Below are 11,698 nucleotides of genomic sequence, written 5' to 3'. Positions count from 1 at the left end.
TGTGCAGATCTCGCCGTCAGGTGGGGAGGGTGAAGCGACCGTCGGGGGTCTGCTCGACGAGCCCGTCGGCCAGCAGGGAGTCCAGGCACCGCCCGCGCTGGGCGGCGTCGTCCCAGGCGGGGTCCAGCGCGTCAGCGGGGACCGGACCGGTCGCGGCCCGCAGCACGTCGAGCAGCTTGCCGCGCACCTGCCGGTCGGTGCCCGCGAACCGCTGCACACGACGCGGCGGCCCCTCGGCGGCCGGGTGGCCGGCCAACCGCCACGCGCACGCCAGGCGCACCGGGCAGGCGTCGCAGCGCGGGGTGCGGGCTCCGCAGACCAGCGCCCCGAGCTCCATCACCGCTCCCGAGAAGCGGACGGCGCGGTCCGGGTCGGCGGGAGCGAACGCCGCGACGTCGGCGAGGTCCCCGACCCGCGCGGGCAGGGCCTCGGCGCGGCCGTGCACGAGCCGGGCCACGACCCGCCGCACGTTGGTGTCCACGACCGGCTGCGGCTGCCCGTGACCGAAGCAGGCCACCGCCCGGGCGGTGTAGGTGCCGATACCGGGCAGGGCCTCCAGCGCGGCGACGTCGGTGGGCACCCGGCCGCCGTGCCGCTGGACCAGCGCCTCGGCGGTCTCCCGCAGCCGCAGCGCCCGGCGGGGGTAGCCGAGCTTGCCCCAGGCGCGGATCACCTCCGCCGGGGACGCTGCGGCCAGGTCCGCCGGCGCCGGCCAGCGGGCCGTCCACTCCCGCCACACCGGCTCGACGCGCGCGACCGGTGTCTGCTGCAGCATCACCTCGCTGACGAGGACGGCCCACGGATCGGTGTCCGGGCGGCGCCACGGCAGGTCCCGCGCGGCCCCGGCGAACCAGTCGACGAGCACGTCCCCCAGGGCGGGACCGGTGCTCCCGGGGAGCGCGGTCGGCGGCGGTGCAGGGCTGTCCACGAGGGTCCAGTGTGCCGTCGGCCGGACCCGGCGTGCCGGACCCGCCCCCGGCCGTGCCGGCACTACCGTTCTGGCCGTGCTGCACCCGGTCGGCCCCCTGCCCGCGGCCGTCTACTGGCGGCGCCGCGCACTGGTGCTGGGGCTGGTCCTGGCCGTGCTCGGCGGTGGGGCGTGGCTCGGCCTGTCGCAGGTGGGCGGCGCGGACGCCGGCACGCAGGCCGCCGGCTCCTCCACCGCCTCGGCGGCGCCGGCCGGGACCCCGGCCCTGGAGCGGGTGGTGCCCTCGCTGGCGAGCGTGCAGACGCCCACCCCGCCGGCCACGCCGACCGTTGCCCCTCCGCCACCGGCGGGCCCCCAGCCGGGCGACCCGTGCAGCGACGACATGATCGGCGTGGAGGTGCGTGGCCCAGGCAGCGTCCCGGCCGGCAGCGGCCCGACGATCGAGCTCGTGGTCACCAACGTCTCGTCGGTGCCGTGCGTGCGCGCGCTGGACAAGGAGCTGCAAGAGATCGTCCTGCTCGACACCGCCGGCGCCCGGTTGTGGGGCAGCAACGACTGCCTGCCGGAGGCCAGCGACGACGTCCGCACGCTGGCGCCCGGCGAGCAGGCGGCCTTCCCCCTGGTCTGGAGCGGGCGGTCCAGCGAACCGAGCTGCACGGCGGAGCGGACGACGATGCCACCGGGCCAGTACGTGCTGCGCGGCCGGCTGGACACCGCGCCGAGCCCCGGGACCCCGCTGACACTGACCCCACCGGCGGGATGAGCCGGTCGCGCGCGGACGTGCCGGGCCGTCAGCTGTAGCGGTCGAGGATCGAGGTCTCGGCCAGGCGGGAGAGGCCCTCGCGGATGCCCCGCGCCCGGGCCTCGCCGACGCCCTCGACGGCCAGCAGGTCCTCGATGGTGGCGGCCAGCAGCTTCTGCAGCCCGCCGAAGTGGTCGACCAGCCGGTCGATGATGCCGGCCGGCAGGCGGGGGACCCGGGCCAGCAGTCGGTAGCCGCGCGGGCTGACGGGGGAGTCGAGCGCCTCGGCGGAGGTGGGCAGGCCGTAGCAGCGCGCCACCGCCGAGAGGTCGAGCAGCTCGGTGGCCGACAGCGCCCGCAGGTCGGTGAGCACCTGCTCGGTGCTGCGGGCCCGGCGGCCGGTGGCGGGCAGGTAGTCGCGGACCAGCAGCCCGCGGTCCTCCTCCACGCCGGCGAGCATCTCGTCCAGCTGGAGCGCGAGCAGGCGACCGTCGGTGCCCAGCTCGACGACGAAGCCCTCGATCTCGTCGGCGATCCGGCGGACCATCTCCAGCCGCTGGCTCACGCTCATCGCGTCGCGGACGGTGACCAGGTCCTCGATCTCCAGGGCCGACAGGGTGCTGGCCACCTCGTCGAGGCGCAGCTTGTACCGCTCCAGCGCGGCCAGGGCCTGGTTGGCGCGGGCCAGGATCGTCGTCGGGTGCTCGAGGGTGTACCGACGGCCGGCCACGTACACGCTGATGATGTGCATCGACTGGCTGACCGAGATGACCGGGAATCCGGTCTGGATGGCCACCCGCTCCGCGGTGCGGTGCCGGGTGCCCGACTCCTCCGTGGGCACGGTCGGGTCGGGCATCAGGTGCACGCCGGCCCGGACGATCCGCAGGCCGTCGTAGGAGACGATCACCGCCCCGTCCATCTTGGCCAGCTCCCGCAGCCGGGTGGCCGACAGCGCGACGTCGAGCGCGAAGCCACCGGTGCAGATCGACTCGACCACCCGGTCGTACCCGAGCACGATGAGCGCGCCGGTGCGACCGGCCAGGATCCGCTCCAGGCCGTCGCGCAGCGCCGTCCCGGGGGCGATGCGGCCGAGGAGCTCGCGCAGTGCGACCTCGGAGTCCACAGCGGGGGGCACGAGCGCTCCTGACGGTCGGGGGCGGGGCCTGAGTCTACGTGCGAGGTGACGGTACTGGTGCGGCTCGGAGGAGGTCAGCCCAGCGGGGTGAGTGCCGTGCCCAGGTCGGGCACCTCGACCAGCCGCATGCCCCGGGGTGCCGGCCCCGCGTCCTCGGGCACGAGCGCCACCCGGTAGCCCTGGCGGGCCGCCTCGGCCAGCCGCCGGCCGGTGCCCCCCACGCGGCGGATCTCCCCGGAGAGCCCCACCTCGCCGACCGCCACCAGCCCGGCCGGCAGCGGGGTGTCCGCGGTCGCCGAGGCGATCGCCAGGGCGAGCGCCAGGTCGGCGGCGGGCTCGGCGATCCGGACGCCGCCGACGGAGGCGGCGAACACGTCGGCCTGGGCCAGGCGGACCCCGCCCCGGCGCTCCAGGACGGCGTTCACCATGGCCACCCGCTGGGGGTCCAGGCCGCTCACCGCCCGCCGCGGCGACCCGCCACCGCTGGGCGCGACCAGCGCCTGCACCTCCGCCAGCAGCGGCCGGCTGCCCTCCATGGTCACCGTGACGCAACTGCCGGGCACCGGGGCGGCCCGGCGGGAGACGAACAGGTGCGAGGGGTCGGGCACCCCGACCACGCCGGCGTCGCCGATCTCGAAGCAGCCGATCTCGTCCGCGGGGCCGAACCGGTTCTTGGTGGCGCGGACCAGCCGCAGCGTCGAGTGCCGCTCGCCGTCGAAGGAGACGACCACGTCGACCAGGTGCTCCAGCGTGCGCGGCCCGGCGATGGCGCCGTCCTTGGTCACGTGGCCGACGAGGATGGTGGTCATCCCGCGGCTCTTGGCCACGGAGGTCAGCGCGCTGGCGACGGCGCGCACCTGGGTCGAGCCGCCATCGGTGCCGTCGACGGCGGGGGAGCGAACGGTCTGGACGCTGTCGAGGACCAGCAGCGTCGGCTGGACCTGCTCGACGTGCGCCAGCACCGCCGACAGCTCGGTCTCCGCCGCCAGGTACAGCCGGTCGTGCAGGGCGCCGATCCGCTCGGCGCGCAGCCGCACCTGCCCGGCCGACTCCTCGCCGGAGACGACGAGCGCCGGGCCGTTGGTGGCCGCGACGCGGTGCGCGACCTCGAGCAGGAGCGTGGACTTGCCGACGCCGGGCTCGCCGGCCACCAGCAGCACCGCGCCGGGGACGAGCCCGCCACCCAGCACGCGGTCGAACTCGGCGATGCCCGTGGGGACGGCGCGCGCGCCGGTCAGCTCGACCTGGGCGATCGGCCGGGCCGGAGCGGTCACCGCGCCCGCTACGACGGCGCGCAGGCCGCCCGAGGGGACGGCGCCGACCTCCTGCAGCGTGCCCCAGGCCTGGCACTCCGGGCAGCGCCCGACCCATTTCGCCGAGGCGAAGCCGCACTCGGTGCAGCGGTGGGCGGGGCGGGCGGTCCTGGCGGCGGGGGGCACGCCCCGACGCTAACCGCGGCCTACGACGATCCCGTGGACGGCGGACCGGGGCGGCCCCGCGCCACGCGCGCGGGCGCCTACTCGGCCTCGGTGTCCTGCTCCTCGCTCCCCTCGGCCCCTTCCTCACCGTGGTGGAAGTCGAAGGCCTCCCCGCGCTCGACCGCGCCGGCCGGACCGGCGACCAGCGCCTGCACCGTCACCTCACCGGCGTTCTCGAAGGTCAGCGTGACGGTGACCGTCTGGCTGGCGGTGAGCGGGTCGTCGACGTCGAGGTCGGCGAGGAAGATCCGCGGGGTGCCTGAGGGGATCTCCGGCTCGCACGGCTGCTCCCCGTCGTACTGGCGCAGCCCGATGGTGGTCACCGAGCCGGCCGGCACCGGCACGTCGACGCTGGTGCTCGCCGTCGCAGCCGCTCCGGCTCCCTGGTCCTCGGCGCCGGTCGGGGTCTCCGCCGTCCCGGGGGTGTCCGTGGTCCCCGGCGTCTGCGTGTCCGGCTCGGTGCCCGGCGTCTCGGTGCCCGGCTCGGTGGGGGTCGCCGGGGCCTCGGGGGAGGTCTCGTCCGGCAGCTCGCCCACGTACACGCCGTCGAAGGCGTCGCCGGAGACACCGGTGAGCGTGTCGTCCTCACGGCTGCCGTTGGCGATCGACAGCACGAGCTCGGGGGAGTCCCCCGACTCGTAGGCGATCGCCTGCTCGTCGCCGGCCTCGCAGGGGTTGGCGATCGTGACCTGCCGCAGCTGCAGGTCACCGACCTGGGCCATCGGGCCGACCTTGTCCCGGGCCTGGGAGGCGGTCTGGTTGACCTGCCCGGCGCTGCAGGCGGTCAGGGCGACCGGGGTCAGCAGCAGGACCCCCATGGTGGCGGCGCGCAGTGCGCGGTTCACAGCCGACGACCTCCAGCGTGCAGGGACGGACCACCGTGAGTTCGGTGGTTCGAGTCGCGCCGAGCCTAACGGTCGACCCACGATGACCGCCGGGAGGTGAGGCGATGGGTCTCGGCGACGGCACGGAGGAGGGCGCCGACCCGGCGCTCGCGGACTTCCCGGTGCGCGCGCCCGGCACGCGCCGCTGGTGCTTCGCCGACCAGCTGGGCCCGCACTTCCTCGACCACCCGGAGCAGCCGGTCCTGCTGATCGAGTCCCGTGCCGTGTTCGCGCGGCGCCGCTTCCACCGGCAGAAGGCCCATCTCGTGCTGTCGGCGCTGCGGCACCGCGCCGCCGAGCTCGGCGAGCAGGCCGAGCACCACCGGGTGACCACCTACGCCGAGGCGCTCGACCGGGTCGGCGGACCGCTGTCGGTCTGCGCACCCTCGACGTGGAGCAGCCGCGACTACGTCCTGGGCCGCCCCGGGCTGCAGGTTCTGGCCGCCCGCGGCTTCGTCACCACGCAGGCGGAGTTCGCCGCCTGGGCCGAGGGCCGCGGCCGCCGCCGGTTGCTGATGGAGGACTTCTACCGCGACTCCCGGCGCCGGCACGACGTCGTCATGAACGGGACCGAGCCGGTGGGCGGCCGGTGGAACCTCGACGCGGACAACCGCGAGCCCCCGCCGGCCGACGGCCGGATCGGCGTCCCCGGGCCGTGGTGGCCCGAGGAGGACGAGATCGACGCCGAGGTCCGCGCCGACCTCGACCGGTGGGAGGCCGAGGGCCTGGTCTCCTTCGTCGGGGACGACGGCCCGCGGCTGTTCCCGGTCACCCGCGCCGAGGCCCTCCGCCGGCTCGAGGACTTCCTGGAGCACCGGCTCGGCGCCTTCGGCCCGCACGAGGACGCGATGCTCGCCGGCGACCGGTGGCTGGCCCACTCGCTGCTCTCCCCGGCGCTCAACCTCGGGCTGCTCGACCCGCTGGAGGTGGTGACCGCCGCCGAGCGCACCGCCCGGGACCGCGCCGCGGCGGGGGACCCGCTGCCGCTCAACAGCGTCGAGGGGTTCGTGCGGCAGGTGATGGGCTGGCGGGACTACGTCTGGCACCTCTACTGGCACCTCGGCCGCGGCTACCGGCACGGCAACGCGCTGGCGGCCACCGAGCCCGTGCCGGACTGGCTCGCCGAGCTCGACGGCGACGCGGTGGAGGCCGCATGCCTGTCCGGCGTCCTCACCGACCTGCGCCGGGACGGCTGGGTGCACCACATCCCGCGGCTGATGGTGCTCGGCAACTACGCGCTCCAGCGGGGGATCGACCCGCTGGAGATGACCGACTGGTTCCACCGGTCGTTCGTCGACGGCTACGACTGGGTGATGGTGAGCAACGTCGTCGGGATGAGCCAGCACGCCGACGGCGGGGTCCTCGCGACGAAGCCGTACGCCTCGGGCGGGGCCTACATCGACCGGATGAGCGACTACTGCGGCGGCTGCCGGTACGACCCCCGCAAGCGGCTGGGCGAGGACGCCTGCCCCTACACGGCCGGCTACTGGGCCTTCCTCGACCGCAACCGCGAGCGGCTGGCCGGCAACCAGCGGATGCGCCGGCCGCTGCAGGGCCTGGACCGGCTGGCGAACCTGCCGCTCGTCGTCGAGCAGGAGCACGAGCGGGGCACCGCCGCGCCCTGACGTCCACCGCCCGATCGGGGGACGGCGGTCCGGTCCCGGCCCGCACCTGCCGATGCCCTCCCTGCCACGGGGAGACGGCGGGAGGTGCAGATGGCGCGCGACCACGGGATCGGCCCGGCGTTCGACGAGGTCCTGGCGGCGGCACGGGCGGGAGCCGCGTGGGCCTTCGAGGCGCTCTACCGCGACCTCGCCCCCGCCGTGACCGGGTACCTCCGGCTGCACGGCGCACTCGAGCCCGACGACCTGGCCAGCGAGACGTTCCTCGCCGTCTTCCGCGGGCTGGGTGGCTTCGAGGGCGACGAGCAGAGCCTGCGGTCGTGGGTGTTCACCATCGCCCACCGCCGGCTGGCCGACGACTGGCGGCGCCGCGGGCGCCGTCCGCAGCTCGCCGACGGCGGGGACGAGCTGGTCCCCGACGCCGTGGGCGGCGACGTGGAGGACGACGTCCTCACCCGGCTGGGCGCCGAGAGCGTGCACCGGCTGTGCGCGGGCTTGCCGGCCGACCAGCGGTCGGTGCTGCTGCTGCGCGTGCTCGCCGACCTCACGGTGGAGCAGGTGGCCGAGGTGATGGGCCGCTCCGTCGGCTCGGTCAAGGCGTTGCAGCGGCGCGGGCTGCGCCGGCTGCGCGAGGAGCTGGAGCCCGCCGGCCCCACCCGGGCGGGTGACCCGGGTGCGGTCCGCGCACCCCTGCGGGTCCGCGCAGCGATGACGGGAGCGAGATGACCACGCCAGCCCACAGCCGATCCGTCGAGGAGGCCTTCGAGGCCGCCCTCGCCGGCCGTCCCGGACCCGCGGGTGCCGAGGCCGTGACCGCGTTCACCGACGCGCTGCGGGCCGAGGCGACCGCCCCCGGGCGGCCGAACGCGGCCCTGGCCGAGCTGCTGGCGACCGGTCTGCTCACCGATCCGTCCCGGACGACGGTCGGTCGACCCGCCCCCAGCTCACGGAAGAGACCTCGCATGATCCTCGGCTCCCTCGCCGTCAAGTTCGCCGCCGCCGGCACCGTCGCCAAGGCGGCCGTCGCGGGTGGCGCCGTCGCCCTGACCCTGACCGGCGTCGCCACCGCCACGGACGTCCTGCCCGGCACCGGCGACGACCCGGCGGTCGTCACGACCAGCGACGGCGACGCCGTCCCCGGCCCGGCCGACGAGGAGGGGACCGTCGGCGGCGCGGACGACCCCGACGGCACGACCACCGACGGCGAGCCGGCCGGCGACGACACCGGGACGGACGGCACCGGCACGGACGACGGCACGGACGACGGCACGGACGACGGGACGGGCGACGGCACGGGCGACGGCACGGCCGAGGACGACGGCGGCGCCGCGCCGGCCGACCCGGGGGCGTGGGCGATGGGCCCCGCAACGGGCGAGTGGCGCTCGTTCGGCGAGTGGGTCAGCGCCGGCAGCTCCGCCGGTCTCGTCCGGGGCGACGTCGTCAGCTGCTTCGCCCGCGTGGGCAAGCCGAACGGCCCCGCGCAGAGCGACTGCCAGGCCCTCGCGCAGGGCAGCCCGCCGGTCCGGGACGGCGTCCCCGCCGAGCAGCCCCCGGCCCCGCCGGCCGGGCAGCCGGGCGTGCAGCCGGGTGGGGCCCCCGCCGGCGTCCGGCCGGCCCCGGCGCCCGCTCCGGCGCCCGCCCCGGCGGTGGACGGCGGTACCGCCTCCGCGAGCCAGGGGACCGGCGCCCCCGGTCACGGGAACGGCGGCGGCAACCCCGGCCAGGGGAACGGCGGCGGCAACGGGAGCGGCAACCCCGGCCACGGGAACGGTGGCGGCCAGGGGAACGGCGGCGGCCGCCGCTGACCTCCGCGGGGCCGGACCGGGCAGCCGGCCCGGCCCCGCGCCGCACCGGGCCCCGGGACCGGACCGGTTGACCGCGGGTGTGACCGAGGCCACGGTGGAGCGGCTCGCGCCGCGACCCCGGGAGGCCCCGTGTCCAGCACCGTCGTCCCGTCCGGGCCGCCGTCCGGGCTCGGGGGCATCGACCTGTCCGATCGGGCGTTCTGGGCCCGGCCGCCGGAGGAGAAGCACGCGGTCCTCGACCTGCTGCGCGCCGAGGCGCCCTTCGCCTTCTTCGCCGAACCGGTGATCCCCTACCTGCCGGTGGGGCCTGGCTACCACGCGGTCACCCGCTACGCCGACGTCGAGGCGATCAGCTGCCGCCCCGACCTGTTCTCCTCCGCCGCGGGCGCGGTGTCGATCCAGGACATGCCGCCCGACCTCAACGAGTTCTACGGCTCGCTGATCAGCATGGACGACCCGCGGCACGCCAAGATCCGCCGGATCGTCGCCAAGGCGTTCACCCCGCGGATCCTGCAGGGGCTGGTCGGTTCGGTGCAGGCGGTCGCCGGGGACGTCGTCGCCCGGGCCCGCCGCACCGCCGAGGCCGGCAACGGGGCGATCGACGTCGTCGCCGACCTCGCCGCACCCATCCCGCTGCGGGTCGTCTGCGACCTCATGGGCGTGCCCGATGGCGACCGCGCCATGGTGCTGCAGCAGTCGAACGTCATCCTCTCCGGCGGCGACCCGGAGCTGGTCGAGAGCGAGGAGCACGCCGTCGCGGCGTTCCTGGCGGCCGGCGAGCTGCTCGCCGGGCTGATGACCCGGATGGCCGTGGAGCGCCGCAGCCGGCCGGCCGACGACCTGACCACCGCCCTGGTGCACGCGGAGGTCGACGGCGAGCGGCTGACCGACCAGGAGATCGGCAGCTTCTTCATCCTGCTGCTGGTCGCCGGCAACGAGACGACCCGCAACGCCATCTCCCAGGGCGTGCTGGCGCTGTCCGAGCACCCCGACCAGCGGGACCGCTGGGCCGCCGACCCGGGGCTGGACCGGACCGCGGTCGAGGAGATCGTGCGGTGGACCAGCCCCATCACCTGGATGCGCCGGACCGCGACCCGGGAGGTCGAGCTCTCCGGCGAGCGCTTCCCGGCCGGCACCAAGTTCCTGCTGTTCTACGCCGCGGCCAACCGCGACCCGGCCGTCTTCGACGACCCGCACCGCCTCGACCTGGGCCGCGATCCGAACCCGCACGTCGGGTTCGGATCGAAGGGCCCGCACTTCTGCCTGGGTGCGCACCTGGCCCGCCGGGAGGTCGCCGTCGCCTTCCGGGCGGTCTTCGACCACCTGCCGGACCTGGAGGTGACCGGCCCGCCGGCCCGGCTGCAGTCCTCCTTCGTCAACGGGCTCAAGCGGCTCCCGGCCCGGCTGGCGGCCACGCGATGACGCACGTCCTGGTCGACCGCGACCGGTGCCTGGCCAGCGGGGTGTGCGAGGTGACGGCGCCGGACGTCTTCGAGCTCGACGACGACGGCGTGCTGCGGGTCCGGCAGCCGGCGCCGGGTGATCCCGCCGTGGAGGAGGCGGTCCGGGCCTGCCCCAGCGGAGCGCTCGCGCTGGCCGCCGCCCCGGGCCCCGGCTAGGTGAGCGCTGCCCCGCCGAGCAGCATCAGGACGACGGTCAGCACCGTCAGCAGCATGACCGCGGGGAAGGCCAGCCGCCGGAAGCGCGGGGTCGCGGACAGGCCGGCGACCACGACGGCCGGCGCGGCCAGGGCCAGGGCCACCCAGCCGGCCGCCGTGGGGCGGCCCGGAGGCCCGAGCACGAGGACCAGCGCGGCGCCGAACAGCAGCACCGCGCCGGTCACCGCCGACGCGGTGGCGCCGATCCGGTGCGGCAGCCCCCGCACGCCGGTGGCCAGGTCCTCCTCGAGGTCCGGCGCGACGTTGGCCAGGTGCGCCGCGGCACCCAGCGCGCCGCCGGCGGCGACCAGCCACCAGGGCGCCGCCGGGGTGCCCGGCGCGGCGGCGACGACGCCGGCCGGCAGCAGCCCGAAGCCGGTCACGTAGGGGACGACGGACAGCGCCGTCCGCTTCAGGCCCGCGTTGTAGGCCCACCCGCTGGCGACCAGGGCGAGCAGCAGCAGGCCGGGGGCCGGCCCGAGCAGCAGCGACATGACGACGGCCAGGACGACGCTCACCAGCGCCGCGGTCCGCAGCACCGTCGGCTGCACGGCGCCCTGCACGACCGGCTTGTCGGCCCGCGCGACGGCCCGGTCGCGCTCGGCGTCGAGCCAGTCGTTGCTCCACCCGATGGACACCTGACCTGCGAGGACGGCCAGGCACACGAGCACCACGCGCCCCGCCGGCACCCCCGCCGCGACCGCCAGCAGGGTGGCCACGGTGGTCACCGCGACGGTCGGCCCGAGGTGCGTCGCGAGGAGCAGCGCCCGCACCGACGGGACCCTCCGGGCCGACCCCGCAGGCACACCGACCACGCCCCTGTCAACCCCTCCCTGGCACTTCACCTGCCGTCTGACCTGCGCCTTTGCCGGTCGCGAGCCGTCCCTGGGTGCAGTCTGCCGTGGTAGGCTGTGGACAGCGAAAGGGGTCACATCCACATGGGCTTCACTGTCGGCGAGACCGTCGTCTACCCGCACCACGGTGCCGCTCTGATCGAGGCGATCGAGACTCGCGTGATCAAGGGCGAAGAGCGTGCTTACCTCGTGCTGAAGGTCGCCCAGGGCGACCTGACCGTCCGTGTCCCTGCCGACAACGCGGAGATCGTCGGCGTCCGCGACGTCGTCGGCCAGGACGGGCTGAACCGCGTGTTCGAGGTGCTGCGCGCCCCGCACACCGAGGAGCCGACCAACTGGTCCCGCCGCTACAAGGCCAACCTCGAGAAGCTGGCCTCCGGTGACGTGAACAAGGTGGCCGAGGTCGTCCGCGACCTCTGGCGTCGCGACAAGGACCGCGGCCTGTCCGCGGGCGAGAAGCGGATGCTGTCCAAGGCCCGCCAGATCCTGGTCAGCGAGCTGGCCCTGGCCGAGGGCACCAACGAGGACAAGGCCGAGGTGCTCCTCGACGAGGTCCTCGCCAGCTGAGCGCCGGTCCGGCGCTTCCCCCGCA

12 protein-coding genes are annotated in these 11,698 nt (G+C 76.1%); 7 read left to right on the top strand and 5 right to left on the bottom strand.

Translation table 11 applies throughout. The features are described 5' to 3' along the window. Positions 1–16 precede the first annotated feature (16 nt). Positions 17–928, bottom strand: coding sequence for an HhH-GPD family protein (locus ACK586_RS13685; RefSeq protein ID WP_409331039.1), 912 nt, complete (start codon positions 926–928; stop codon positions 17–19). A gap of 76 nt (positions 929–1,004) precedes the next feature. Here ACK586_RS13685 and ACK586_RS13680 point away from each other — a divergent pair, with 76 nt between their 5' ends. Then, a complete protein-coding gene (locus tag ACK586_RS13680) occupies positions 1,005–1,691 on the top strand; it encodes a MucR family transcriptional regulator (protein ID WP_409331038.1) in 687 nt (228 codons plus the stop codon). A gap of 28 nt (positions 1,692–1,719) precedes the next feature. On the opposite strand, the gene disA is transcribed toward ACK586_RS13680, so the two are convergent. The 3 genes from disA to ACK586_RS13665 form a co-directional block, all read right to left on the bottom strand. Continuing rightward, positions 1,720–2,805, bottom strand: a complete 1,086-nt coding sequence (gene disA / locus ACK586_RS13675) for a DNA integrity scanning diadenylate cyclase DisA (protein WP_409331037.1) — start codon at positions 2,803–2,805, stop codon at positions 1,720–1,722. 74 nt (positions 2,806–2,879) lie between these two features. Beyond that, on the bottom strand, positions 2,880–4,244 hold the full coding sequence (gene radA, locus ACK586_RS13670; RefSeq protein WP_409331036.1) for a DNA repair protein RadA: 1,365 nt from the start codon (positions 4,242–4,244) through the stop codon (positions 2,880–2,882). A 77-nt stretch (positions 4,245–4,321) separates the two neighbouring features. Then, on the bottom strand, positions 4,322–5,128 hold the full coding sequence (locus ACK586_RS13665) for a copper chaperone PCu(A)C (protein ID WP_409331035.1): 807 nt from the start codon (positions 5,126–5,128) through the stop codon (positions 4,322–4,324). A 104-nt stretch (positions 5,129–5,232) separates the two neighbouring features. Between ACK586_RS13665 and ACK586_RS13660 the strand changes: the two genes are divergently transcribed. The 5 genes from ACK586_RS13660 to ACK586_RS13640 all read left to right on the top strand — a co-directional run bounded on the left by ACK586_RS13660 (position 5,233) and on the right by ACK586_RS13640 (position 10,213). Further along, positions 5,233–6,792: a cryptochrome/photolyase family protein gene (locus ACK586_RS13660; protein WP_409331034.1), complete on the top strand. Its 1,560-nt coding sequence runs from the start codon at positions 5,233–5,235 to the stop codon at positions 6,790–6,792. A gap of 90 nt (positions 6,793–6,882) precedes the next feature. Continuing rightward, positions 6,883–7,515 (top strand): RNA polymerase sigma factor, encoded by a 633-nt coding sequence (locus tag ACK586_RS13655; RefSeq protein WP_409331033.1) that lies wholly within the window; start codon positions 6,883–6,885, stop codon positions 7,513–7,515. Continuing rightward, positions 7,512–8,594: a hypothetical protein gene (locus tag ACK586_RS13650; protein WP_409331032.1), complete on the top strand. Its 1,083-nt coding sequence runs from the start codon at positions 7,512–7,514 to the stop codon at positions 8,592–8,594. Before ACK586_RS13655 ends, ACK586_RS13650 begins: the two co-directional genes overlap by 4 nt. Before the next feature lie 129 nt (positions 8,595–8,723). After that, complete coding sequence (locus tag ACK586_RS13645) at positions 8,724–10,016, top strand: cytochrome P450 (RefSeq protein ID WP_409331031.1); 1,293 nt, start codon at positions 8,724–8,726, stop codon at positions 10,014–10,016. Further along, on the top strand, positions 10,013–10,213 hold the full coding sequence (locus ACK586_RS13640) for a ferredoxin (RefSeq protein ID WP_409331030.1): 201 nt from the start codon (positions 10,013–10,015) through the stop codon (positions 10,211–10,213). Before ACK586_RS13645 ends, ACK586_RS13640 begins: the two co-directional genes overlap by 4 nt. On the opposite strand, the gene ACK586_RS13635 is transcribed toward ACK586_RS13640, so the two are convergent. Then, complete coding sequence (locus ACK586_RS13635; RefSeq protein WP_409331029.1) at positions 10,210–11,025, bottom strand: UbiA family prenyltransferase; 816 nt, start codon at positions 11,023–11,025, stop codon at positions 10,210–10,212. The two genes, ACK586_RS13640 and ACK586_RS13635, sit on opposite strands and share 4 nt — an antisense overlap. Before the next feature lie 165 nt (positions 11,026–11,190). Here ACK586_RS13635 and ACK586_RS13630 point away from each other — a divergent pair, with 165 nt between their 5' ends. After that, on the top strand, positions 11,191–11,673 hold the full coding sequence (locus ACK586_RS13630; RefSeq protein ID WP_012946870.1) for a CarD family transcriptional regulator: 483 nt from the start codon (positions 11,191–11,193) through the stop codon (positions 11,671–11,673). Positions 11,674–11,698: the final 25 nt, after the last annotated feature.

Origin of the sequence: Trujillonella humicola, from assembly GCF_046233715.1 — a bacterium.
In the GTDB taxonomy this organism is placed as follows: Bacteria; Actinomycetota; Actinomycetes; order Mycobacteriales; family Geodermatophilaceae; genus Trujillonella; species Trujillonella humicola.
The sequence above is the reverse complement of the archived record's forward strand: the minus strand, read 5'-3'. Positions and strand labels throughout refer to the sequence as shown.

Coding starts and splice junctions, on each gene's coding strand:
- ACK586_RS13660 (WP_409331034.1), top strand. CDS start 5,233: ATGGGTCTCGGCGACGGCACGGAGGAGGGCGCCGACCCGGCGCTCGCG.
- ACK586_RS13655 (WP_409331033.1), top strand. CDS start 6,883: ATGGCGCGCGACCACGGGATCGGCCCGGCGTTCGACGAGGTCCTGGCG.
- ACK586_RS13650 (WP_409331032.1), top strand. CDS start 7,512: ATGACCACGCCAGCCCACAGCCGATCCGTCGAGGAGGCCTTCGAGGCC.
- ACK586_RS13640 (WP_409331030.1), top strand. CDS start 10,013: ATGACGCACGTCCTGGTCGACCGCGACCGGTGCCTGGCCAGCGGGGTG.
- ACK586_RS13630 (WP_012946870.1), top strand. CDS start 11,191: ATGGGCTTCACTGTCGGCGAGACCGTCGTCTACCCGCACCACGGTGCC.